This window comes from Nostoc sp. UHCC 0870 (genome assembly GCF_022063185.1).
Taxonomy (GTDB): domain Bacteria; phylum Cyanobacteriota; class Cyanobacteriia; order Cyanobacteriales; family Nostocaceae; genus Trichormus.
Window position 1 is genome coordinate 4260038 of sequence record NZ_CP091913.1, and the last position, 23401, is coordinate 4283438.

Annotated in this window: 22 protein-coding genes and 3 pseudogenes; 8 read left to right on the forward strand and 17 right to left on the reverse strand. The window is 40.8% G+C overall.

Annotated elements, in window-relative coordinates:
- Nucleotides 1–30 precede the first annotated feature (30 nt).
- From L6494_RS17955 to carA, 3 genes are all read right to left on the reverse strand, one after another.
- Nucleotides 31–510, reverse strand: a complete 480-nt coding sequence (locus L6494_RS17955; RefSeq protein ID WP_237989043.1) for a Mini-ribonuclease 3 — start codon at nt 508–510, stop codon at nt 31–33.
- 477 nt (nt 511–987) lie between these two features.
- Nucleotides 988–1359, reverse strand: a complete 372-nt coding sequence (locus tag L6494_RS17960) for an STAS domain-containing protein (RefSeq protein ID WP_190697503.1) — start codon at nt 1357–1359, stop codon at nt 988–990.
- Between the two features lie 190 nt (nt 1360–1549).
- The gene (gene carA, locus L6494_RS17965; protein WP_237989044.1) at nt 1550–2716 is read right to left on the reverse strand and encodes a glutamine-hydrolyzing carbamoyl-phosphate synthase small subunit; all 1167 of its coding nucleotides are present in this window, start codon (nt 2714–2716) and stop codon (nt 1550–1552) included.
- 342 nt (nt 2717–3058) lie between these two features.
- On the opposite strand from carA, the gene L6494_RS17970 reads away from it, so the two are divergent.
- Entirely contained in the window at nt 3059–4141 is a 1083-nt protein-coding gene (locus L6494_RS17970; protein WP_237989045.1) for a retropepsin-like aspartic protease family protein, read from the forward strand.
- Here the strand turns inward: L6494_RS17970 and trpD are convergent.
- The 5 genes and pseudogenes from trpD to L6494_RS17995 form a co-directional block, all read right to left on the reverse strand.
- The gene (gene trpD / locus L6494_RS17975) at nt 4071–5180 is read right to left on the reverse strand and encodes an anthranilate phosphoribosyltransferase (RefSeq protein ID WP_237989046.1); all 1110 of its coding nucleotides are present in this window, start codon (nt 5178–5180) and stop codon (nt 4071–4073) included. The genes L6494_RS17970 and trpD overlap by 71 nt on opposite strands.
- A 139-nt stretch (nt 5181–5319) precedes the next feature.
- Nucleotides 5320–6279, reverse strand: a complete 960-nt coding sequence (locus L6494_RS17980; RefSeq protein WP_237989047.1) for an inorganic phosphate transporter — start codon at nt 6277–6279, stop codon at nt 5320–5322.
- 15 nt (nt 6280–6294) lie between these two features.
- Nucleotides 6295–6423, reverse strand: a pseudogene (locus L6494_RS17985) (arsenosugar biosynthesis arsenite methyltransferase ArsM); the annotation flags it as partial.
- Nucleotides 6424–6701: 278 nt separating this feature from the next.
- A pseudogene (locus tag L6494_RS17990) lies at nt 6702–7067 on the reverse strand (response regulator transcription factor); the annotation flags it as partial.
- A gap of 220 nt (nt 7068–7287) precedes the next feature.
- On the reverse strand, nt 7288–7575 hold the full coding sequence (locus L6494_RS17995) for a Mo-dependent nitrogenase C-terminal domain-containing protein (protein WP_237989049.1): 288 nt from the start codon (nt 7573–7575) through the stop codon (nt 7288–7290).
- Nucleotides 7576–7871: 296 nt separating this feature from the next.
- Here L6494_RS17995 and L6494_RS18000 point away from each other — a divergent pair, with 296 nt between their 5' ends.
- A complete protein-coding gene (locus L6494_RS18000) occupies nt 7872–8480 on the forward strand; it encodes a class I SAM-dependent methyltransferase (RefSeq protein ID WP_237989050.1) in 609 nt (202 codons plus the stop codon).
- A gap of 58 nt (nt 8481–8538) precedes the next feature.
- Here L6494_RS18000 and L6494_RS18005 read toward each other — a convergent pair.
- Nucleotides 8539–8993 (reverse strand): annotated as a pseudogene (locus tag L6494_RS18005) (GNAT family N-acetyltransferase).
- Nucleotides 8994–9191: 198 nt separating this feature from the next.
- Here L6494_RS18005 and L6494_RS18010 point away from each other — a divergent pair.
- Nucleotides 9192–9398 (forward strand): hypothetical protein, encoded by a 207-nt coding sequence (locus L6494_RS18010; protein ID WP_237989051.1) that lies wholly within the window; start codon nt 9192–9194, stop codon nt 9396–9398.
- A 189-nt stretch (nt 9399–9587) separates the two neighbouring features.
- Here L6494_RS18010 and L6494_RS18015 read toward each other — a convergent pair whose 3' ends face one another.
- Entirely contained in the window at nt 9588–10037 is a 450-nt protein-coding gene (locus tag L6494_RS18015; RefSeq protein WP_237989052.1) for a DM13 domain-containing protein, read from the reverse strand.
- 238 nt (nt 10038–10275) lie between these two features.
- Here L6494_RS18015 and L6494_RS18020 point away from each other — a divergent pair, with 238 nt between their 5' ends.
- Nucleotides 10276–11079, forward strand: coding sequence for a sulfite exporter TauE/SafE family protein (locus L6494_RS18020; protein ID WP_237989053.1), 804 nt, complete (start codon nt 10276–10278; stop codon nt 11077–11079).
- Nucleotides 11080–11122: 43 nt separating this feature from the next.
- Here the strand turns inward: L6494_RS18020 and L6494_RS18025 are convergent, their stop codons facing one another.
- From L6494_RS18025 to L6494_RS18040, 4 genes are all read right to left on the reverse strand, one after another.
- Nucleotides 11123–11662 carry a L,D-transpeptidase gene (locus L6494_RS18025; protein ID WP_237989054.1) on the reverse strand — a complete coding sequence of 180 codons (540 nt, stop codon included), beginning with the start codon at nt 11660–11662 and terminating at the stop codon, nt 11123–11125.
- Nucleotides 11663–12001: 339 nt separating this feature from the next.
- Complete coding sequence (locus tag L6494_RS18030) at nt 12002–12331, reverse strand: ribulose bisphosphate carboxylase small subunit (protein ID WP_237989055.1); 330 nt, start codon at nt 12329–12331, stop codon at nt 12002–12004.
- Between the two features lie 43 nt (nt 12332–12374).
- Complete coding sequence (gene rcbX, locus L6494_RS18035) at nt 12375–12782, reverse strand: RuBisCO chaperone RbcX (protein WP_237989056.1); 408 nt, start codon at nt 12780–12782, stop codon at nt 12375–12377.
- Nucleotides 12783–12866: 84 nt separating this feature from the next.
- A complete protein-coding gene (locus L6494_RS18040; RefSeq protein ID WP_237989057.1) occupies nt 12867–14297 on the reverse strand; it encodes a form I ribulose bisphosphate carboxylase large subunit in 1431 nt (476 codons plus the stop codon).
- Nucleotides 14298–15101: 804 nt separating this feature from the next.
- Between L6494_RS18040 and L6494_RS18045 the strand changes: the two genes are divergently transcribed.
- The 4 genes from L6494_RS18045 to L6494_RS18060 all read left to right on the forward strand — a co-directional run bounded on the left by L6494_RS18045 (nt 15102) and on the right by L6494_RS18060 (nt 18788).
- The gene (locus L6494_RS18045) at nt 15102–16223 is read left to right on the forward strand and encodes a ligand-binding sensor domain-containing protein (RefSeq protein WP_237989058.1); all 1122 of its coding nucleotides are present in this window, start codon (nt 15102–15104) and stop codon (nt 16221–16223) included.
- 75 nt (nt 16224–16298) lie between these two features.
- The gene (gene panB, locus L6494_RS18050; RefSeq protein WP_237989059.1) at nt 16299–17069 is read left to right on the forward strand and encodes a 3-methyl-2-oxobutanoate hydroxymethyltransferase; all 771 of its coding nucleotides are present in this window, start codon (nt 16299–16301) and stop codon (nt 17067–17069) included.
- A 49-nt stretch (nt 17070–17118) separates the two neighbouring features.
- On the forward strand, nt 17119–17844 hold the full coding sequence (locus L6494_RS18055) for a Uma2 family endonuclease (protein ID WP_237989060.1): 726 nt from the start codon (nt 17119–17121) through the stop codon (nt 17842–17844).
- A gap of 89 nt (nt 17845–17933) precedes the next feature.
- The gene (locus L6494_RS18060) at nt 17934–18788 is read left to right on the forward strand and encodes an HIT family protein (RefSeq protein WP_237989061.1); all 855 of its coding nucleotides are present in this window, start codon (nt 17934–17936) and stop codon (nt 18786–18788) included.
- 92 nt (nt 18789–18880) lie between these two features.
- Here L6494_RS18060 and L6494_RS18065 read toward each other — a convergent pair whose 3' ends face one another.
- From L6494_RS18065 to L6494_RS30985, 3 genes are all read right to left on the reverse strand, one after another.
- Nucleotides 18881–19252: a hypothetical protein gene (locus tag L6494_RS18065; RefSeq protein WP_237989062.1), complete on the reverse strand. Its 372-nt coding sequence runs from the start codon at nt 19250–19252 to the stop codon at nt 18881–18883.
- A 368-nt stretch (nt 19253–19620) separates the two neighbouring features.
- Nucleotides 19621–22263: a DNA polymerase III subunit alpha gene (locus L6494_RS18070; protein WP_237989063.1), complete on the reverse strand. Its 2643-nt coding sequence runs from the start codon at nt 22261–22263 to the stop codon at nt 19621–19623.
- A 365-nt stretch (nt 22264–22628) separates the two neighbouring features.
- On the reverse strand, nt 22629–22961 hold the full coding sequence (locus L6494_RS30985) for a hypothetical protein (protein WP_330911023.1): 333 nt from the start codon (nt 22959–22961) through the stop codon (nt 22629–22631).
- Nucleotides 22962–23401 lie beyond the last annotated feature (440 nt).

A 23401-nucleotide genomic window follows, 5' to 3' on the forward strand; every position in this document is an offset into this window, starting at 1 on the left:
CTGATTTTCCAATCATGGAGATTAAACCGTTTATTTCTCTAGATGGATTTTTTGCAATAGTTCGGTTAAGCGTGGCAAATCGGTGAGATACAAGTAGCCAATTAAAGTTTCTAGACTAGTTGCTTGTTGATATATTTCGGGATTAACCCGTTTAGGTCGTCCTGTGGCGGCGTTACGGCCTCGCCGGACAATTTCTAATTCGGATGTTGTCAAGTAAGGAGTTAGCGATCGCAAATGTAGCGCCTGTGTTTCTGCTCTTACCTGTGCTACTACCATTTTATGATAAGCTTCTGGCCTTTGTAGTGGTAGCAGGTAATACATTCTAGCATAAAGCTCGTAGATTGCATCCCCCAAATACGCTAAAGCTGAGGGGGAAATTTGCCGTATTTGCCCCTGGGAAATCTGTGGTGTGAATTGCGCTGTATTTGCTAAGAGCGATTGATGCCAAGATGTATCCGTCAGGGGATCTTCATCTTTGCTATCTAACAACTCTTCCTCCTTTGACTTCACAAATTAACTATTCCTTATCGGGCTAGATTATGATACATATCTGCAAAAATTAGCTTTATTTGCCCACAACTCTGCTGTGTGTATATACCCAACATAATCAACACTATCAGAATTATTTACTAATTTTATCTTTTTTGATGGTGATTTTGTATTAATTGGGGACTGGGGACTGGGGACTGGGGACTGGGGATTGGGCAAAATCAATTCCAATTTTAATAATGCTTTCCGTCTCCTGGCTTATTCTAAGTATAAATATTTGTATCAATATTCTTAAGGTAATAAATCCACTCATAGCAATTTTCGATAGAGAGAAGCAAATTTAAATTTTCTTATCTGTAACCTGTAACCTGTTCCCTGTCACCTAATTTGGTGGCTTTTCCCTCTCCCACTGGGAGAGGTTATTGCCAGCCTGTCTGTGAAATTAAGCTATTCCATACATTATTCGGAATAGCTTAATTGCTGGATTCGGTCAAGCGATCAAGACTGCTTGATGTTGTCTAGAGCTGCTTCAACAGAGGTTTGCAGCGAGAGAAACTTCTCTAAGCGCACAAGCTTGACCGTTTGAGTTACACGGGCATTGGTGACGATTTGCAAAGTTCCTTCGGCGGTTTGAGCTTGCTTGGCTAGCTGTACCAAAGCACCCAACCCAGAACTATCAACAAAGTCAATTTGCGAAAGATCCAGAATAATGTGCTTTGGTCCTTCTTCAATTTTGTTGCCAAGAACCTTGCGAAATGTCGGTTCAGAAAAGGCATCTAACAACCCTGTGAGGCGGAATAGCTGATAATTATCCCGTGCTTCACGAGTGCCTCTCAGGCTGACGGTTAGATTTAGTGGTTCAGCAATAATTCCCTCCTCATGGTTAAACTAAACGCTCAAGTATAGATGTTTTTAGGCTTATTGTCTACAGGTCTTTGGAGTAATGAGTAATGAGTAATGAGTGCTGAGTGCTGAGTGCTGAGTAAGATTACCCGCTTGCAACTCTTGACTCGGAACTCGGAACTCGGAACTCCGAACTAACTTTTTACCCAGTCTTTTTTTAACTCACTTCGGCTGTAGTTGTTTGACTTGCTGTTTGCATGGCTTGGACAAACTGCTCAAACAAGTAATCAGCGTCGTGGGGGCCTGGACTGGCTTCTGGGTGGTACTGCACTGAGAAAATGGGTAGGGATTTGTGCCTTAATCCAGCAACGGTGCGATCGTTTAAGTTGAGGTGACTAATTTCCACAACTGCTTCAGGTAAAGAATCTGGGTTGATCGCAAAGCTGTGGTTTTGGCTGGTAATTTCTATTCTTTGTGTTAATCCCGCAGGCTGATTTAAACCCCGATGCCCAAATTTTAGCTTAAAGGTTTCTGCTCCCAAGGCATGACCAAGAATTTGGTGTCCCATACAAATGCCAAAAATGGGTTTTTGACTTTCGAGCAGGGTTTTAGCCGTAGCAATCCCTTCTGAGACTGCTGACGGATCACCTGGCCCGTTGGAGAGGAAGATACCATCAGGATTGTATTTGAGAATTTCTGCTGCTGGTGTATCGGCAGGTACAACAATTACCCGACAACCATAACTAGCTAAACGGCGTAAGATATTGCGTTTTACGCCAAAGTCTAGGGCGACAACCGTCAAGGATTCCTGGTTATTGACAGCAGTTTCTGGCTTGAATTCCCACGCGGGGATTGTGGGATCTGACCACTCGTATACTTGGGTTGTGGTGACTTCCCGAACTAGATTTAAGCCTGCCATGTTAGGAGCTGCCTGTACCTGCTCTAACAACTCTGCTTCATCCAAAATTTCTGTAGAGATACCACCGTTCATTGCTCCATACATCCGAATTTTGCGGGTGAGAGCGCGGGTATCTATGCCGTAGATACCTGGAATGTGGTGTTGTTGGAGGTAGTCAGGGAGGGATTGTGTCGATCGCCAATTACTTGGTTTATAACAAATATTGCGGGCGATCGCACCTCGTACTTGTGGTTTGTCCGATTCTTCGTCTTCGGGATTAACGCCAGTATTCCCCAACTCAGGATAGGTGAATATGACAATTTGACCGCAGTAACTGGGATCAGTCAAGACTTCTTGATATCCAGTCATGCCAGTGTTAAACACGACTTCTCCAATGGTGGTTGCCGTCGCACCAAAAGACCAGCCACGGTAAGCAGTTCCATCTGCTAAGACAAGTAGAGCAGGTATTGCGTCAGACAGGTGCATAAGCGGTAAATGGGTTTGGGGATTGGGGATTGGGGACTGGGGATTGGGGATTGGGGATTGGGAACTGGGGATTGGGGATTGGGGATTTCCTGGTCTGTGTCCCTTTGCTCACGTCTGAATGTCTTGTTAACAGTGAGCAGTCTTTAGTCCCCAATTTGGTTAATACTGCGACTGTTAATTATCCCATGAGTTGGCGAATTGAATGTCACCAAAGAAATTAATTAAAAATTAAAATGAAGGAATAATTCTGAAATTCTGGGTTTTAAATTCTTCAATAGGAAATTAAATCTACAATGGGAGTTGGTGGCAGGAGTCCTGGGACAGTTAAAATCGAAATTAATTATGCTTCAGCCCTTTTTTTCTCGTGCAACCCTAATTGTTCTCTCTGGTGCGATCGCAGTTGGGAGTGTTGGTTGTAGTGCAGGTAAGCCGAAGACGGGTATTCTGCGGAATCAACAGTCTGTAGTGACTGATGATTTAGCCGTAGTACAATCTTCAAATAAAACTACGCCAGCACCCAATATCCCAGCATCAACAGACCTGCCATCATCGGTATTAGAACCTAGTTCTTTTGAATTGGGATTAGATAAGGCGGCAGGTGCGACAAGTATCAGTCAATCGGCTCAATCACCAGATGATTGGTATTTGGTGGCGAGTCAGTATCATGATGCGATCGCTTTGATGCAGAAAGTGGAACGGCAAAGCTCAGAGTTTGCGATCGCGCAAACGAAAATTTCTGAGTACGAAGGACACATGAAATATGCTATCCGGCAAGCTAATACTGTGGCTCGTCCATCATCTAAGTCGGTAGCGGTAGCATCTCAAAAGGGAAAGGTGGCTATTTCTCGTCCGGCTTCACCCCCATCTGAGACTTCCGCATCATCCAGATTTACCATTCCTGTTCCTCCCCCTGAAACTACAGAACTACCACCTGAAACCAGCACTTTTCCCTTATCAGCCGCTATTTCTCCAGAAAAAGTATATTCTGCCCCAATTAAACGCCGGGTTGGGGGTACGCCTGTAGTGAGTGTGACTTTTAATGGTCAACAGCAATTTGACATGATTGTTGATACAGGCGCAAGTGGAACTGTGATTACCCAAGAAATGGCGCGTGCTTTGGGAGTTGTGGTGGTGGGGAAAGCTAAAGCTAACACCGCTAGTTCTAAGGCTGTGGAATTTGCGATTGGTTATCTGGATTCGATGACCTTGGGGGGTGTGAGAGTGAATCGAGTTCCTGTAGCGATCGCTGGGACAGAACTGGAAACGGGTTTACTGGGACATGACTTTTTTGGTAACTATGATGTCACCATTAAACGCAACGTGGTAGAGTTCCGCCCTCAATCGCACTCAGATGCTAACTCTGTAGGAATTCAACTAACTGTTCCAACTTTGTCCACGCAGTACCAGTCTGTAGGATCTCCTTAGCCACTGTCACACCTTGGGCATGATCCAACAATGGGATCGCACCGGCTACTTGTAGTGCCAAGGAAGCATTCAGGGCTACAGCGTCTTGTTGTGCTTGAGTTCCTTTCCCTTGTAGCACTGCTTTTAAAATCACGGCGTTTTCTTGGACATCGCCACCTTTGAGGGCTGTAATTGGTGCTGGTGTGACACCTACCTCTTGGGGATTGACTGTAGTTAACTTGACTTCACCACCAGATAACACAGCCAAATCTGTTAAATCACCTAACCCAGCCTCATCAAGTTTTTCTCGTCCGTGGAGGACAATCGCCTTTTCTTTCCCCAAATTGTGTAAAGCTTGGGCAACAGTTTCTAGAAGTGTGGGTGTAAATAACCCTACCACTTGCCCAGTTGGACGCAGAGGGTTTACCAAAGGGCCAAGCAAATTAAACACTGTGCGGATTCTTAAAGTCCGGCGTAATTGTGCCACTGCTTTGAGTGCGGGATGCCAACCAGGGGCAAACAAGAAAGTAATCCCGACTTCTGGGAGTGCAGCTTGGACTTTTTCACTATCAGCAGCTAAATTGACCCCTAACGCTTCTAAGACATCGGCACTACCTGTCAAACTTGATGCAGAACGATTACCATGCTTGGCGACAGGTACACCATAAGCAGCCACCACAAAAGCCACGGCTGTAGAAATATTGAAAGTGGAAGAACCATCCCCACCAGTGCCACAAGTATCAATGATAGTGCTGAGTGTGGGGGAAGTTTTCCCAGTCCCCAGTCCCCAATCCCCAGTCCCCATCTTCGATTGAGATTGTAAGACTTCCGCCATTCCGGTGAGTTCCTCGGCGGACACGCCTTTAAAGTTGAGTGCTGTTAAGATTGCGCCGGATAATTCTGGGGGAACTGCTTCAGTCAGCCAACCTTGCATTAGTTCAGCAGCTTGGGCGCGACTGAGGGATTGACCATCGATTAACTGTTGCAGGATTAGATAGGGTTCGGTGGAGGCGATGGGCTGCGCCCCACCGGAGGTGATCGCAGAAGCAGAAGTTGTCATACTAAATTGATAACTGTTAGGGATAATTACATTAATTGTGTATGGCAGTTATCCTACCGAAAATTTGGACTTTTTAATTAAATAAAATTACTGTGGTGGCGTGACCCGAATAAAATGATGCTACAAATATGATTCTGGTTTACTTTTGCAGTAATCTATAAATTATGCCTCCAATAATGGTAGCAATCGGTAATGTTAAAATCCATGCCATAAAAATCTTCAAAAAAACAATTTTGTCGTTTTTTTTAGTTATTAATCCCACGCCAAAAATTGAACTAACAGTAACATGAGTTGTAGAGATAGGCAGACCAAAATAACTAGCTGCAATGACTAAACTACTTGTAATGATGTTTGCTGATAAACCCTGAATATGATTCATAGGTGTGATTTTCATGCTCATAGTTTCAGCAACTTTTTGAGAGCTAATTAATCCACCTAATGCCATAGCCATTGCAATGGTAATCATTGAACCTTGCCTAGAAAAATATTCAATTACCATCACAAGAGAAACAAGTTTTGGTGTATCATTAAAGCCTTTCGTAAAACAGATCATTCCAGCACTAATATAGTGGGCAATCTTAATGAAACGTTGGTTTACGGGGAAAGAAAACTTTGGCTTGATATATTCAATTAAGCTGTAAATTCCTGCTCCTAAAACAATAGCAATAATAGGACTGACAAATAAGGGTAAAACAAAGTAACTTAAAAGAACTGCAAAATTAGCTTTAAGTCCGACCGCTACTAATGCTCCGCCAAGAATAGCACCTGTTAAACTATGGGAAGTCGAAATAGGTAAGCCCAAAATAGTAGCAATTAATACCGTTAAACCAGTGGCGATCGCTACTGCTATATGAAAGTTAGGGGAATTAGCGATCGCATCTTTGACAATACCCTGACCGGAAAACGTTTTAACTAACTCATTAGCAAATATAGTAGATGTTAAAGCACCTGCAAAAGTTGTGAAACTTGCCCATAAGATTGCTGTTTGGTAGCTAGCTATACGACTACCAAAAAGTGTAGCCACACCTTTAAAATTGTCATTAGCTCCTTTAACATAAGCCAGAAATAGCGTAGCAATAAATATACTTACTAACCACATTTTAAAGATGATAAATTAACAACAAACACCACCACTATAATGCCAGGTTGAATCAGTAATCATTATTTCGGATGGTTTTAAAACTCCTAGTTTAGCAGCAGTTTTATCACAAACTACTGCCGGAATGCCACGTTTCAATAAATGATATGAGGTTTGGATAATTAGTTGTCTCTTACCTTGCACATTTTATAACCTTTATACAGTCAGAGTTTGAGCAATATCATAAAAATATGCTTCTGGCATATTGTGCTAGTAAGCTGTTGGACATTTAACTTGCATAACTAGGGCGGGTAATATGCGCCAAATCAGTCGGCTCTCCTGACGGAGACGCTACGCCAACAAGTCGGGAAACCAGCCCAAGTTAATGCTTAGGCTGCATCTCGTAGGGAAGTTTGCCGACCCAGGCTTTAGCACTCAAAACTCTGAGGCTTTCTACGTAAATAAGCGTTAACTTTAGTTAATAGTTCTTCTATATTGAAGGGTTTGATTACATAATCATTAACAGTAGTATCTAACACTGAGATGCGATCGCTCACCTCATCTTTATTGATTAGCAAAATTATCGGCACTTGCTTATCCATACTTCGCAAGCGGCGACAAAATTCTAATCCTGAGCTTCCTGGCAGTGTATCATCTAAGATAATCAAATCTAGCTGTAACGCCCGTGTTGCCATAATTGCAGTCAATCCATCGTAGGCGACGCTTACTTGATAACCTTCATAGTTCAGTTCTAACTCCATAAATCGAGCTAGCTTGACTTCATCTTCAACCAGCAAGATGTTCGTCATGATCAGGCAAAAGTAAAAAGGTAAGGTAAAAATTAATAGATAACCTATAATATGAGCTGTTGTCTGCACATAGTATTTTTACTGCTACTGTGCTTTGCTAGCTGATGACATGGGTATCTAAATAGTTCTCCGTTAGCTTAGTATACTTTTGCGTAACTAACAAGAGTAAACCTGTAATTACCGATTATAAATTGCTGCTGGTTGGACTAATTGTTATCATTTAGCAATAAGCTGTTATATCTTCACCACATTCATCAGCTAGATAACAAAGTGCCTTGAAGCGTAAACCTACTACTTGTTCGTAGAAAGGATTTAATTTACACATTGGCGGAATGTGGAATAGTTGACGACCAAACAGCTTAATATCTCTTTCAAATGGACATTGAGCAGGAATAACTCTACATAACAGATGAGCTAGTTTATGGTTATGAATTTCGATTCCTTCTAACCATCTGCGAATAGGATTAAGTAGGTCGTTGTGGGAGTGAAGTTGAGTAAAGCTTGTCATAATCCATTGCCTTAATTATTATCACTTGTTTTGTGTATTTAACCTTCTATACATAAATACAGTTAGGCTATGTCTTTTTATGCAGTTCTCAATAGAGACAGATATCATCTTTGGGAACAGTCTTAACTACATATGCAGGTGTTGCTATTTCAGAAGATTGTCCAAACAGCATCACATATCTGTTGTGCTAAACGCTAGTCTAGATAAGGCTGGCTCTTGTTGTGATTCAATTTTTTGGAGGCGCAGCTCAAAACTCATCACTGGAAGCATCTAGCTGAAAGCAGCTGCGAAAACAAATGACTAACGACTTTCTCAAGAACAAAAAGTTTATTTTTGACCGATGGGCTTCTAGCTATGACTGGCTTTTACCTTCAGTGTTTTATCAGGCTGTCCATAAACGGCTGTTAGAATATGTCGATTTACCAGAGCGAGCAAATGTACTTGATTTAGGCTGCGGTACTGGCCGCCTACTAGAACGTCTAGCTACTGATTTTCCCCATTTGCAGGGTACTGGTTTAGATTTATCGTCTAAGATGTTGCAAGTTGCACGACTGAGTAACCGCCACCATCCCAGGTTAATTTTCATTGAAGGTAAAGCCGAGGCTCTACCTTTTGGTGATGGTCAATTTGATGCTGTATTCAACAGCATTAGTTTCTTGCACTATCAAGAACCAAAACAGGTTTTGCAGGAAGTAGCGCGGGTGTTGACTCCTGGTGGACGTTTTTATTTAGTTGATATCACTACGAAAAAAGAGAAAGAACCACAAACATTGTCAATTTCCCATCAGGGAATTAAATTCTACAGTCCCCAGCAACGGGAAATTCTTGGTGCTGTTGCTGGTTTGTCGTGTTTGCATCATCACTATTTATTAGGGCCTGTTTTGCTGACAGTATTTGCTAAATAGTGCTGAGTTGCGCGTGTTGAGTGTTAAATTATCAATTTCTACTCAGCATTGATTTATGTTAATAGTGCATAAAGACTACAGGAACTCTCAGGATTTTTCTGGCTAGATGAGAGAATTTGAACTTGTGCTGGAGAGATTTTGGTAAGTTTTCAAAGTCGATTTGCATAAAACCAAAGCGTTTGTAAAATTGTGCTAGCCTTTCACCTAAACATTCGAGATATAAAGGTTCTGTGGCTTGAGTGATGAGATGTTGTATGAGCAAAGTTGCTAAACCGTGACCTCTCCAATTTGGTGTAACGACTAAACTACCAAGTTCTTGGGCTTGTGCAAAGTTACGTAGTTGTCCACAGGCTATAACATCCCCTTGGGATTCAATCACCCAAAACTGCTGCCAACGTAATTGGGTAGGGTAAGTATAGCTGAAAAAACTAACCATTGCAGCGATCGCATATCCCTAGATGTCGCTTTACGCAGTGTACATCCAGGTGGTAATGATAAATTACTCTGCTTCATAAATTAATTGAAGATAGTAGTGGAAGTCGTTTTTATTGATAAAGCTGTGATTTTTTGCATTTTTGCAAGTATACATAAATAAGATTAAACAATACTTCCGATAGATTTATAAATTAGCCATAACTACATTTTAGATAGATACATTTACCATCCGTATATATTTAAAATGATGTCTGAACTAAATGCAGGTGTATAGTTATGTCTGAAGAAAAAAAACAAAAACAAAAATCTAAAAATCAAGAAACTACTCCCTCGGCTGCTGGTGGATACCAAACTCCACTGCAAGAGGATATCCGCAAAACTGGTGATGCTTCTCAATCTGATGCTAGAGATTCGGCTAAACCTGAAGCCCCAGGAGAAGATGACGTAGCTGGTAGCCCCAATCAAGGGACTGAATCGCGTTAATTTGGCAGTAATCTAACGTAAAAGCGTTTAATTGGCTTTTTTCTAGTTAATCCAACTCAATAAAAAATGAGTAGATATGTGTTGTTTACCTCTACACTTCTACTCATTATTTATTTAGCCAATCTTTTTTATGTTCTATAAAATTATCTTCTTGCTCAGGACTGAGCAAAAGGAATTTTACTTTTGATTTTATAAAGTGGCATAGCCAAAAGTAGTATTAAATTTTCTACACCATATAGCTACAGATTTATAATTTGCTAACTTGATATTAGTAGTTAAAGCATAGCGTTGATTGCCACTTATCTTTTGTAAAGGGGCAAGAGTCACATAATCTTTTTCTTTAATTCCAGATATTGGTGGTGCGTCAGAATTATGAAGAATTACGAATAAGTCAGGGCCATTATCCGTTTTAAAATTTTGATCAAACTCTAAATATTGTTTACCTTGTTCCGTCACTACTGTTACTTTTCCCTTGGTTGGGTGTCCCCCGTTTTGAAAATTGCCAGCCTTAGCACTTGGACTAGTTGCAGTAGTGGTAGTTGAAGTTTGAGTATCCACTTGATTAGAACTCTCTTCTCTTGTACAGCCTATAGTTACAGTCGTAACAATTGCCAAAATTACTAAATGTTTCCATTGCATAGCTTAAATCTCCTTAAATTGTTATCTAAAGACAATTTAAAGCTTTCTGCTGGCTACAAAATTAAATTACGCTGAGAATTTGTTAAAAATTAACTTTATATAAGTTTCCAGTAAATTATTTAAGTATTAGTGCTGAGATCATCCATGTTGATCGGTCTATAATCGAGCAAAATCCTAGCTAAAAGCCATCTCAATATCATATTTGACTTTTGACTTTTTTCTGTTGCATACCCAAATTATGATAATTGCTCACTTTTTAGCTGTTTGTGTCGGTGTGAGCTTGGGCTTAATTGGTGGTGGTGGGTCGATTTTAGCTGTACCCATCTTAGTTTACGTGCTGGGAGTGCCAATTAAGTCAGCGATCGCTATGAGTTTAGTAACTATTGGTGCTGTCAGTCTCGTTGGTATTATTCCTCACTGGCAACAACACCATGTAAACTTTAAAACAGCCTTGCTATTTTCTCCAGGGGCAATGGTAGGTGCTTACATGGGGGCGCGTCTAGGTACTCTCCCCATTGTTACACCAGCATTACAGCAAATTTTATTTGTAATTGTGATGTTTATAGCTGCGTACTTTATACTTCGCAATAGCCAGCATCAATCATCAGCAAATCTAGAATTGGAAGTGAATCAACCCAGTGTTGAAGTAAATTCATCAGTCAGCATAGATCAACATATTCCCTGGTGGCTAGCCATCCCCACGGAAGGCTTTGGGGTGGGGATTATGACTGGACTAGTGGGAATTGGCGGCGGGTTTATGATTATTCCGACTCTCGTGATTTTGGGTAACACACCCATTAAAGAAGCTATTGGTACTTCTTTAGTGATTATGGCTTTTAAATCCGTGACAGGTTTTGCTGGATATTGGGGTCATGTTCCCATAGATATAAATTTAATGCTGACTTTTACCTTAGCCGCCAGTTTGGGAATGCTAGTTGGTGCTTACTTAACTCAATTTATTGAAGCAAAAAAACTAGAAACAGGTTTTGCTTATTTTGTAATTGCGATCGCTATTTTTATGCTATTCAAAACTGTTTTTTGATTCCCCATTCCCTTGTAGGGAAGGGGGTTAGGGGGTTAGGTTTTTACCTTCGCACCACAACCAAAGTGCCATGAGAAGCCCAATTAAAGAGTTTCTGGGCTTGTTTGACTGGTAAATTTACACAACCGCGACTAACGGGAGTGCCAAAGCGATTATGCCAATAAGCTCCATGAATAGCATAACCTTTGTGAAAATACATGGCGTAAGGAACATCTGGAATATCGTAGCCACGGCCTCGCATCCGGTTAATACGATATTTGGAATTAATCCTAAATTTGCCTAGAGGTGTGGGAGTGGAACGTTTCCCGGTAGAAACCCGAAAAGAATATACTAGTTTATCCCCTTCCCAAGCAAATAGACGCTGTGCTGATAGGTCAATGACGATTCGCCGAGTTTGGGATATTTCTTGAATATTAGATGTGGCGATATTGTTGTCACTGAATGATGCAGCTACCGCCTTGGGTGGATTGGGATCAGCTGCGGTTAGTGGTAAACAAGATAGCAAACCTGCCATCATTATTACTACACCAGTAGAGAATTTTCCTAAGCAATGTCTTCCGGTACTGCGAATCCAGTTTTGCATATTACTAAGGTCATCAATTCCTAAACTTTGGATTACGGAAAATACAAGATTCAAAACATGAAACTTAATGTTTGGGGACTGTAGAGTGTTTTGAATTGTAATCTAGCTAAAGTCAGGATTTACGCAGATTTGTTGAGGCAGAGAGATTAATTCTTTGTTCTATAGTTTATTTCAATTTCAGTTATCCCAATCCCGGAAAATAATAGTGATTGTCTGGCTTTTCTAAGGACTAAAGTCCTTACTACGAACAATAAAAAAGAGAGGTAGTTAATCTTACCTCTCTTATCTAAATTACGTTAACAAAAACAAAGGTATTAGAAGTTTTACCTTTTACCTTGTTTAGTATCTGCTGGGTTTGTGAACAATGAAGCTGAGAACTTGACACTGCTTGATGTTGTCAAAACCTACAACACGGACGTAGCAGTTACCATATTGAGAACGACAAGCTTGTACTTCACCCAGAACTTCTTGAGTGGATTTAGCACCGAACAAAGGCAATTTCCACATTGTCCAGAAAAGTTCGGTAGGCTCAGAAGTTTCGTTAAACTCAACTGCTGGGATGTAACCTTGAGTGAGGATGTACTGAACCTGTTTGGCGATTTGAGCATCGCTGAGGGGGGGAAGATAAGAAAGGGTCTCGAAACGACGCTCTTTTGGTAAAGTTTGCATGGCTGTTGATAATGGGGTGGGATTTTTTTAGTACGTTGACCAACTAACTGGATAAGTTATCCAAGTTCGTATCTAAGTTGGTTGGCTGTTCTGCTGGTGGACTGGGTTGGTATGTGTCTATGCTTGTAATCCGCTCTAGATGCTGGCGACGTTTTTCTATGTTGGCTTTTTGAATGCCAGTCAGAACCATTTCAGGTAAAAATTCTGTAACTTCCTCGGCAATGTGTTCTCTGACAGTCATAATTCGTAAGGCCAAATCTGGCTGCTCACTAAAAAGCTGCTCAATATATGCTTCTCCGTCCTGAATTTTACCTGCGGAGAAGTTTTGCAGCCAATATGCCAACGGAGGATTAGTTTCGCTCAGCTGTGCCAGAACCGTCCTTAGTGCCTGATAAGTCAGGTAACTTTGGAGAGTCTTGGCTGTGTCTTTCGCAATTTGCTTGAGATCCATGCTTGACCCAGCCCCTCTAAAGTATGAAGTACAAAGGATGAAGAGATTTTTGTTTAACCTTCATCCTTACACCTTCAGGCTTTATCAGACGGTATCCATTGCCTCAAACTCGAACTTGATTTCTTTCCACAGTTCGCAAGCAACGGCTAGTTCAGGAGACCACTTAGCCGCTTCGCGGATAATGTCGTTACCTTCACGAGCCATGTTACGTCCTTCGTTACGAGCTTGGATACAAGCTTCCAGAGCTACGCGGTTAGCGGTTGCACCAGGAGCGTTACCCCAGGGGTGACCAAGTGTACCACCACCAAATTGTAGTACGGAGTCGTCACCGAAGATTTCTACCAACGCGGGCATATGCCATACGTGGATACCACCGGAAGCAACTGCCATTACACCAGGCATAGAAGCCCAATCTTGGGTGAAGTAGATACCGCGAGACTTGTCTTGCTCAACGTAGTTTTCACGCAACAGGTCAACGAAGCCCATTGTGATACCACGTTCACCTTCCAATTTACCAACAACTGTACCGGTGTGAATGTGATCACCACCAGACATCCGCAGGGTTTTAGCTAATACACGGAAGTGAATACCGTGGTTCTTTTGACGGTCGATAACGGCGTGCATCGCACGGTGAATGTGCAGCAAAATACCGTTCTTACGACACCAATGAGCCAAGGTGGTGTTAGCTGTGAAACCTGCGGTCAGGTAGTCGTGCATGACGATGGGCATTTTGAGTTCTTTAGCGTACTCAGCCCGTTCCAGCATTTGTTCGCAGGTAGGTGCGGTGACGTTCAAGTAGTGACCCTTGATTTCGCCGGTTTCTGCTTGTGCTTTGTGGATTGCTTCTGCTACAAACAAGAAGCGATCGCGCCAACGTTGGAAAGGTGCGGAGTTAATGTTTTCGTCGTCTTTGGTGAAGTCCAAACCACCACGCAAACATTCGTATACAGCACGTCCGTAGTTTTTAGCAGACAGACCTAATTTGGGTTTGATTGTACAACCCAACAAAGGACGACCGTATTTGTTTAATTTGTCACGCTCAACTTGAATACCGTGGGGAGGACCTTGGAAAGTCTTCAGGTATGCTACGGGAATCCGTAAGTCTTCTAGACGCAATGCGCGCAAAGCTTTAAAACCAAATACGTTACCTACAATAGAGGTCAACATATTGGTGACAGAGCCTTCCTCAAACAAATCTAGAGGATAAGCAACGTAAGCGATGTATTGGTTATCTTCGCCTGCAACTGGTTCGATGTCGTAGCAACGACCTTTGTAGCGATCTAGGTCGGTAAGTAAGTCTGTCCATACAGTGGTCCAAGTACCAGTGGAAGACTCAGCAGCTACAGCAGCACCTGCTTCTTCTGGTGGAACTCCGGGTTGGGGAGTCATCCGGAAAGCAGCAAGAATATCTGTATCTTTAGGTGTGTAATCAGGTGTGTAATAAGTTAGTCTGTAATCTTTAACCCCGGCTTGATACCCAGATTTAGCCTGAGTTTTCGTTTGAGCGTACGACATATTTATCCTTCCAAGATGTCACTCTTTTTATTTATCAAACCACGTTTTGTGTAAATTTTTCTCACGTTCACTCTACCTGACTATCAGCAAGGAGAAAAACAGGAAAATTATTTTACTAATCGCTACCTTCGCGCTAGGCAGAAAGTATGACTTATATCCCTGAATTCCAGATGATTTAGGAAATTGGGCTAGTTTTCACAAATTTCCGCCCACACTTTCCTGATGTCTTCCTGATTTACGGGAAACATTGAACAGGAGAGAATTTGCTTGACGCAATATCCAGTAGAGTGATGAGCGAAAGATCAAAATTGCACACCGCGTAATTTGTAACTTGTCTCACAATATATCAAGAAATTGCATAAGTTAAACTTTGAAAGTTTTTAACTTATTGATTTGAATTAGTTATTACACAAATAGTTAAACATTTTGTTACGATGACTTTACAAAAGTATTCTTTAGCTGTAGAGAGTGCTGAGTAGTGAGTTGTGTTAGCGGTAGCGCGGCGTTTAGCCGGTGTTGATTGAATTTTGTAGCTGGCTTTGCTACGCAACGCTACCGCGAACTCTGGAAGAGTATTTTGCATTTTGAACGAAATTTGGGGGTTTAAGTCCCCTACCTGTATAGGCAGTGCGTTTTGTGTCGGGGATTTAGACCCCAACACAAAACGTAATTACGTTAGCGTAGCGGTAGCGAGTCCGCGAGCGTCATTGCGAATTGCGAATTGCGAATTGCCAAGTTCTACCTGTTTAAAAACTACCAACTCCGGGAAAACTGAGATCAATTGTTAGCTAGCCAGTTTAGGCAATGGCTATAGGTATTGTCTCTCAAGGGAATTTCGCCGTGGTATTATTTCAAAAGCAGACTAGTTTACTCATTACTTCAATGTTGTTGGGGTTAATGGTTGTGCCAAATATTTCAGTTAAGGCACAAACAACCTCTAAGGTTGATTCTGTTAATCCTTCTGACTTAGCCCCTTCTTATCCTGCAACTGCGCCACCGCCACGAGTCGCTCCCTTACCTGATGAACGGGAGTTGGAAGAGCGTTCAGTAGAAACTGATTATCGCGTTAGTAACTTACTAGCAGATTTTGCAGGTAATCTTTGGGTAGGTTCTTGGCGGGGATTATCTCGCATTGACCCTAAAACGGGGAAAATTTTGGCGCGTGTTAGTCTACCTAATACTGCCATTGGTGCTTTAGCGCAAGATAAAGTAGGGCGGTTGTGGGTAGGTAGTTATGAAGGGTTGATACGAGTAGAACCGCGTACTAATGAAATTACAGCCCAGAATTTATTTTTGCCTTCCAAGCGGGTTTTGTCATTGCTTGTTGACAAGCGGGGTTATTTGTGGACTGGAACTGACAATGGTTTGGCTTTAATTAGTCCTGACCAAGGTTTAATTATGACCACACTTAAGAATTTGCCTGGTGTGAGTGCCAATACTCTAACTTTAGATGCTGATGGTCAACTGTGGGTGGGAACTTTGGATGGTTTAGTGCGAGTTAATACCGCCAGTGCGTTGATAATGAAGCGAATCAACGATTTACCGGGGACGACAGTACAAGCTTTAGCTATTAGTCCAGAAGGGTTGATTTGGGCGGGAATGCCTAATAATTTACTAGTAATTAATCCCAAAACGGGGATAGTGTTGCGGTCTGTGGCTCGATTGCGAGGTAAGAATGTGACAGCCGTTCGTTTTGCTCAAGATGGTAGTGTGTGGGTAGGGACTCACAATGGTTTGTTACGATTAAATCCAAATACAGGCGCGTTGTTGGATGAAGTAGCGGGACTTCCCTCTAGTCGAGTGCTTACACTTGTACCCGATGTTGCCAATAAATTATGGATTGGCACAAGTGAAGGTCTAGCTTGGTTAATGCCGACTATGAAGAGTGCAAAACCTCATCTGGCTTTCAGTCGTGCTGTGAAATGAGGGAACAGGTGACAGATGACAGTTCTCTCCTGTAACCTACAACCTGTAACCTGTCACCTGTAACCTGTAACCTCTATGGCAATTACTACCCAGCAATTAATTCAATTCAAACAACAGGGACGTGCAATTGTGGCGTTGACGGCATGGGATTATGCGATCGCTCATATCCTCGATGCGGCTGGTGTAGACTTAATCCTGGTGGGGGACTCGATGGCGGCGGTTCTGGGGTATAAAAATACTCTGCCAATTACTTTAGAAGAAATGCTGCACCATGCCAAAGCTGTATGTCGGGGGGTAAAACGTGCTTTGGTGGTGGTGGATTTGCCGTTTTTGACCTATCAAGAAAGTATCCAACAAGCAATCCGCTCGGCTGGACTGGTATTAAAGGAAACAGGAGCGCAAGCCGTCAAATTAGAAGGTGGTTATCCCGCAATGGTGGAGACGGTAACGCGGTTGGTGCAGGCGGGAATTCCGGTGATGGGTCATGTAGGTTTGACACCGCAGTCAGTACATCAGTTGGGTTTGCGACAACAGGGGAAGACTGAGGAAACAGCCAACAGAATTTTAAACGAAGCGATCGCACTAGAGCAAGCGGGTGTATTTGCGATCGTTTTAGAGCATATACCCGCAGATTTGGCAATGCAGATTACACAAAAACTTACCATTCCCACAATTGGTATTGGTGCAGGTTCTCATTGTGATGGTCAAGTTTTAGTCACTTCAGATATCCTGGGATTATCAGAAAAACAACCACCATTTGCCAAAGTCTATACAAATTTACGGGAGACAATCACTAAAGCTGTACAAGATTACGCCACAGAAGTACGCGATCGCAAGTTTCCATAACAGATGCAGTTAACCGTCATCAGTCATCAGTCAACCATCAACAGTTATTATGGTTCTACAAATCAGCCCTACTGAAAAAAAGTTAAATGTTACGTGGGAAGCACTCCCAAGTGATTTTATTTTACCTGACGACCCTGTGGAAAATATTCAGCAACCTCCTCTTGCAGCAGCACTGACAGATGCTTTAGGTTCTAACGGACGCATTCAACCCGAAATGCTCATCGGCTCTAATTTTGGACTAGTAGCGACAGTTAATAAAAAAATCGTTGTCAAAGCACCTGATTGGTTTTATGTACCGCAAGTACAACCTGTAGCAACTGATGTAATTCGTCGTAGTTACACACCCCATTTAGAAGGCGCGGCTGTGTCTGTGGTGATGGAATTTCTCTCAGATACGGAGAATGGAGAACTATCAGTACGCTCCAGTCCCCCATACGGTAAACTCTATTTTTATGAAAAGATTCTCCAAGTTCCCACCTACGTCACCTACGACCCCTACGAACCAATTTTAGAAGTACGGTGTTTGCAGGATGAAAAATATGTTTTACAGCCACCAGATACTAACGGGTATTTTTGGATTCCTGAGTTGGAGTTATTTCTGGGAATTTGGCAAGGTGAAAGACTTTGCCAAACTATGAATTGGCTACGGTGGTGGGATGGAGCAGGAAATTTATTATTGTGGAGTAGCGAACAAGCAGAGCAAGAACGTCAACGTGCGGATAGATTAGCTGCTAAGTTGCGTGAGCTAGGTGTTGACCCGGATGCGATCGCCTAATGCTATCAGGGAATAATTAATTATAGACTCCCTGTGGCAGCAAGTATGCGATCGCTAATTAACAGCAGGGAAAATCAACACCAAATTGCATGAAGCAGCAAAAGAATCAATTCAGCCATCTTACGGCGATTGAAAGAAACTACCTGTCATTCCCTGCACAGTTTTTATTAAATCAAAATCTACTACAAGGCAAAATATTAGATTTTGGTTGTGGCTTTGGTAATGATGTTAAATTATTACAACAAAAAGGCTTTGATATTACAGGCTATGACCCTTACTATTTTCCCCAATACCCTCACAATAAATTTGATACGATAATTTGCTTTTATGTTTTAAATGTTTTATCTCCTGAAGAACAAGCGAATGTGATGATGGAAGTAGCCCATTTATTAAAACCAGGAGGTAAAGCTTATTATGCTGTTAGACGAGATCTGAAAAAAGAAGGTTTTAGAGAGCATTATGTGCATAAAAAGCCTACATATCAATGTATTGTAAAACTCCCCTTCAATTCCATTTATCTAGATGAAATGAGGGAATTATATGAATATATTCATTACAATCATCAGCGACATTCAGATAATTATTGTATATTTTGCAATCCACGTAAAAATCTAAATTTATTAACTGAATCAGCAACAGCCTATGCAATTTTAGATGCTTATCCTATCAGCAAAGGACACGTTTTAGTAATTCCTAAGCGTCATGTGAGTAATTATTTCGAGTTACCCTTTCCAGAACAATCTGCGTGTTGGTTAATGGTGAATAAAGTTCAAGAAATTATTAAAGCTGAATTCACACCTGATGGTTTTAATGTAGGGATGAACATCAACCGCGCTGGAGGGCAAAATATTATGCACACCAGTATTCATATCATCCCTCGTTACCAAGGTGATAGTGTTGGTGTAAAAAGCGGTATTAGAAATGTTATTCCTAAAAAGAAATAAGTAATACCAATTGAATTAGATATGTAATAGCCCCTCCTCGCTGGCGGGGAGGAGGGGGGTGGGGTTCTTGTACCTCACTGAATCGAGAAACCCTATCTATTATTGTCTTGGAGTTCGTTAGCACTTCTCTTAGCTGTATCCGAGTACACAGAACCCCATTGCTTTAAAGCTTCGCCAGATTCTTTAGCAATTCTTTTAGCTCTTTCACCAGGAGCATCTTCCGTTTGACGCGCTTCTTTATTCCATTCTCCTGTGGTTTTGGGTCTATCAGCATCATCCTGATGTACAACTTTGTCCAGCCTTCTGATTACAGTATCGCGGCTACGTCCAGAATCAATGTTAGAATTTAAGCTTGTTGTTAGCACTAAAAAACCAACTAAGGCAATAGCAAAAAATCGCTTAAATTCAAAGGTTTGAGATATAAACTTGATCAGATTAATTGCCTTAGTAAATAAATTCTTCATTGTTACACTCCATTAATTGAAGGTGAATGATTTTCAAATTGGCAGAAATGTATTGCTTAGTTAATAAGCTTAACTAGGGATGATATTCAGTAAAAGCATATTGCTGATATTGCCAATTTAGCTGCCATGCACTATTTAAATTTAGAGATAAAAAGCGAGTTATTCATCTAACAAAAGTTAGAAATTATTTTATAGATTAAGGAAGTTTTTTAAACCTACTTTATATAGTAAGTAAGTCGGTTTTAATATTTCAAAGTATGTTAAGAAATTTTAATGTAGGGTGTGTTGTCGCACAGCGCAACGCACCGTCAACAATTCAAGGTACGTTAGCCTTGACACGCCACTATAATTTAATGTTTACTACACCCTTAAGATTGAGCAAATACATTTGCTTGTTTAACTTGTAATAAATCTAATTCTCGTGCAAATATTTCGTCAATCGGTAACATTTGACCATCTGTAGTCATAAATTTATGATCTTTTGTCGCCCGAATAATTGACCCATCTTCTAAGCAATATTCAAACACTTCTTGTTGACCGCGATTATGCCACTGAGCAATGGTTTGAGTATAAACAGTGCCATTGCTATCAACAGTATATACTGTACATTCAATTTGTTTTTCTACAATCTTGCCAATGGGTAAAAAGCCATATTCAACTGTTAAAATTTCCGTTTCATAACTTAAACAATATTCGGCGAATTTTAACATATCTTCAAATAGCTGTTCGGCTACTTGCTTTTTCACGCCGTTTTTAGTTGACCCATCAATAAATTTTTCTTGCTGCTTCTGCATCTCAGAAACTTTCTTTTTACCCATAGCACGGCGCAGCAAGTCGGCTTGTCCTAAAGAATAGCCAGCCATATCCTGAGCAATTTTCATGATTTGCTCTTGATAGACCATGATGCCATAGGTTTCATTTAATATGGGTTCTAAAATCTGGCTGTCATAATCAATATTTTCTCTACCATGTTTACGGTTAATAAATTTAGGAATTAATCCTGCATCTAAGGGGCCTGGTCGATATAGTGCCAAAATGGAAGAAATATCTTCAATATTGGAAGGTTTCAAATCTCGGACTATCTGCTTCATCCCCGAAGATTCTAACTGAAATATCCCTTCTAATTCCCCAGATTCTAATAATTCATAGGTTTTTTGGACATCTTTAGGCAGAGTTTTATGCTCACCTTTAGCTAATATTTTTTGGGCTTTGCGTTCTTGATTGGTAATTTCATAGGGGTCAACTGTAAAACCATGATTTTCTTCAATTAAATCAATGGTTTTTTGAATCATGGTTAAGTTTCTTAGACCCAAAAAGTCCATTTTCAACAAACCCATTGATTCCAGGTCTTCCATGAAATATTGCGTAATTACAGACCCGTCATTATTTCTTTGCAATGGGACTATTTCATCTAATGGGTCGGCAGAAATTACGACACCGGCGGCGTGAACTCCAAAGGTTTTGTTCGTCCCTTCAATTCGCATCGCCATATCCAGCCAACGGCGCACAGTGGGGTCATTATCATATTTTTCTTTAAACTCTGGTGCTGGGGTAGCATCAGAAATCATCACTTTGAGTTTAGTTGGTTTACCTCGCACCACAGGAATAAGTTTCGCCATTTTGTCGGATTCCCCATAGGGAATATTTAATACTCTGGCGACATCTTTTAATACTGCTTTAGAAGTTAGACGGTTAAAGGTGATAATTTGCGCGACTTTATCTTTACCGTATTTATCAGTTACATAATCAATCACTTTATCCCGTTGTTCAATACAGAAATCTGTATCAATATCAGGCATTGATTTACGTTCTGGATTCAAAAATCGCTCAAATAGTAAGCCGTGATGCACTGGGTCAATATTAGTGATTCCCATTGTATAGGCGACTAGTGAACCTGCGGCTGAACCCCGACCTGGCCCCACGGGAATATTATTATCTTTAGCAAATTTGATGTAGTCCCACACAACTAAAAAGTATGTGGAGAAACCCATCTGTTGCAACATTTTTAGTTCATATTCCAGTCTTTCTTTGTAGACTTGATCAACTTCACTGCGGGATTTGCGATTTAATCTTTCTAATAATCCTTGCCAAGAAACTTCTTCAACATAAGTATCAGCAGTGTGACCAGCCGGAATGGGATAATTAGGAATACGCGGCTCACCCATAATTTGGTAAGGCTCGACTTTATCAGCAACTTCTTCGGTTGTGGCGATCGCTTCCGTAATGATATCATCGGGTAAATGGTCACGAAATAGGATCTGCATCTCTTCAGCAGATTTCAGATACTCTGTACCGCTATAACGCATCCGATTTTCTTCACTAATCAGCTTGGCTGTTTGAATACACAGCAACGCATCGTGAGCTTCTACGTCAAAACAAGAAATAAAATGAGAGTCATTGGTAGCAATAAATTTAATGTTTAATTCTCTAGCTATTTTGACAATTTCGACGTTAACAATGCGGTCTTCTTGCGAGCCGTGGTCTTGAATTTCTAAATAAAAATCATCCCCAAATACATCTTTATACCACTGGGCTACTTTCCTGGCTGCATCTGGTCTACCGCTCATAATCGCTTGGGGAATTTCACCCCCTAAACAGGCACTAGTAACTATTAAACCTTCACGATATTGTTTTAATAAGTCTTTGTTAATACAAGGGCGAGAAAAAATACCTTTACCTTGTACACCGTTAAGGTGAGAAATTGTAGTTAATTTGACTAAGTTTTTATAACCTTTATTATTTTTGGCTAACACAACTTGATGATATTTAGGACGGCGTTCCTGCTTTTCGATATCGCCGTTAATGATATACATCTCGTTGCCAATAATTGGCTTAATATTCTTACTACGGCAGATTTTCAGTAGTTCGACAGCACCATACATTACACCATGATCAGTGATGGCGATCGCTTTCATCCCCAGTGCGATCGCGCGATCAATCAAATATGGTAGCTGACTTGCACCATCAAGCAGACTGTAATCACTGTGAATATGTAAAGGTACAAAGGACATACGAAGTAATTAAAAATTAAAAATTAAAAATTAAAAATGAAAGAAATTACTGATGCCAAGCATCCTAGCCCTTAGTACTATGCAATTTTAAAGCACTAATATATGGGGAGGATAGTTTTGTCAGCAACAGCATCCTAGATTAACGCGTTTACGAAAATTTCACTTCCGCATTTAATGTGTTATAAGTTACATTATTCATTAGTCATTAGTTCTTTTAACAAAGTGTAGGGGATTAAGTCCCCGGCTTCTATCAAACTGCAAGTGTTGTGGCGGGGTTTAAATCCCCGTTACAACACGGAAAAAGCCCCGTTTTGTGGACGAGGCTTAATTTCCAGATATGTAGTTATTGAGCCAATGTTGAAAATCTAATGCTGTTGTGGCCCTTTAGCATCACATTCTCTATACCAGCACCGTTCTAAAAGTCCAATGCGCCAGCTATAGGCAAAACGACGGGGATTGAGTTCTAATCTAGAATCACGGCTAAATAACGGTTGGTTAAGGTACTGCCAAAGAGGAAATTTAATTTTGTCGTGTTTATCAGCCATAGTGAGGAACAAAGTAGTATAAAAACTGTTGGCAATACTTATCGCTGGGGAAAAACACTGCCAGATACTGAATTTCTTGTTAAAGATGCCATGATATACATTCAATTGTCCTGGTGACAATTGCGGAATTTTACTTAAACATTTCTGCCACATTTAGAAGACTGACAGTTAAACGAAAAGTTCCTAATAAGAGTATTTATACTTATAGCAACCATAGGTTAGTTAAGTGCTACCAGTAAAGCTTTGATGGTGCATGAGGGTAGTTGGATTTAATTTGCCCTAATTCTTTTTTGCCCAGATAATACTGAAGAATAGTTGTATAAACGCTATAAAAAGTTTACAAAACTATATTTTATCAACAGTATTATAGCGATCGCCATCAATAATTAATGATGCACGCAAGATATTTAATTTTTCTAACTCAAGTATAAAAATGTTACTTGATTTTCAGAATTCATATAGTCATCATTACAGTCTAAATTGAGGAAAGCAAGAGGTTCAACATTAAACTTTGTGATGTAGATAAATGTATTTTTTGATGTATTTATATTTAATTTCGTAGGGGAGCAAATTCTTGCGCCCCCACAATCATA

Bases quoted from the DNA above. Each gene is read 5' to 3' on its own strand.
- carA (WP_237989044.1), bottom strand. From the start codon at position 2,716: ATGCACCTGTCTGACGCAATACCTGCTCTACTTGTCTTAGCAGATGGA.
- L6494_RS17970 (WP_237989045.1), top strand. From the start codon at position 3,059: ATGCTTCAGCCCTTTTTTTCTCGTGCAACCCTAATTGTTCTCTCTGGT.
- trpD (WP_237989046.1), bottom strand. From the start codon at position 5,180: ATGACAACTTCTGCTTCTGCGATCACCTCCGGTGGGGCGCAGCCCATC.
- L6494_RS17980 (WP_237989047.1), bottom strand. From the start codon at position 6,279: ATGTGGTTAGTAAGTATATTTATTGCTACGCTATTTCTGGCTTATGTT.
- L6494_RS17995 (WP_237989049.1), bottom strand. From the start codon at position 7,575: ATGACAAGCTTTACTCAACTTCACTCCCACAACGACCTACTTAATCCT.
- L6494_RS18000 (WP_237989050.1), top strand. From the start codon at position 7,872: ATGACTAACGACTTTCTCAAGAACAAAAAGTTTATTTTTGACCGATGG.
- L6494_RS18010 (WP_237989051.1), top strand. From the start codon at position 9,192: ATGTCTGAAGAAAAAAAACAAAAACAAAAATCTAAAAATCAAGAAACT.
- L6494_RS18015 (WP_237989052.1), bottom strand. From the start codon at position 10,037: ATGCAATGGAAACATTTAGTAATTTTGGCAATTGTTACGACTGTAACT.
- L6494_RS18020 (WP_237989053.1), top strand. From the start codon at position 10,276: ATGATAATTGCTCACTTTTTAGCTGTTTGTGTCGGTGTGAGCTTGGGC.
- L6494_RS18025 (WP_237989054.1), bottom strand. From the start codon at position 11,662: ATGCAAAACTGGATTCGCAGTACCGGAAGACATTGCTTAGGAAAATTC.
- L6494_RS18030 (WP_237989055.1), bottom strand. From the start codon at position 12,331: ATGCAAACTTTACCAAAAGAGCGTCGTTTCGAGACCCTTTCTTATCTT.
- rcbX (WP_237989056.1), bottom strand. From the start codon at position 12,782: ATGGATCTCAAGCAAATTGCGAAAGACACAGCCAAGACTCTCCAAAGT.
- L6494_RS18040 (WP_237989057.1), bottom strand. From the start codon at position 14,297: ATGTCGTACGCTCAAACGAAAACTCAGGCTAAATCTGGGTATCAAGCC.
- L6494_RS18045 (WP_237989058.1), top strand. From the start codon at position 15,102: ATGGCTATAGGTATTGTCTCTCAAGGGAATTTCGCCGTGGTATTATTT.
- panB (WP_237989059.1), top strand. From the start codon at position 16,299: ATGGCAATTACTACCCAGCAATTAATTCAATTCAAACAACAGGGACGT.
- L6494_RS18055 (WP_237989060.1), top strand. From the start codon at position 17,119: ATGGTTCTACAAATCAGCCCTACTGAAAAAAAGTTAAATGTTACGTGG.
- L6494_RS18060 (WP_237989061.1), top strand. From the start codon at position 17,934: ATGAAGCAGCAAAAGAATCAATTCAGCCATCTTACGGCGATTGAAAGA.
- L6494_RS18065 (WP_237989062.1), bottom strand. From the start codon at position 19,252: ATGAAGAATTTATTTACTAAGGCAATTAATCTGATCAAGTTTATATCT.
- L6494_RS18070 (WP_237989063.1), bottom strand. From the start codon at position 22,263: ATGTCCTTTGTACCTTTACATATTCACAGTGATTACAGTCTGCTTGAT.
- L6494_RS30985 (WP_330911023.1), bottom strand. From the start codon at position 22,961: ATGTGGCAGAAATGTTTAAGTAAAATTCCGCAATTGTCACCAGGACAA.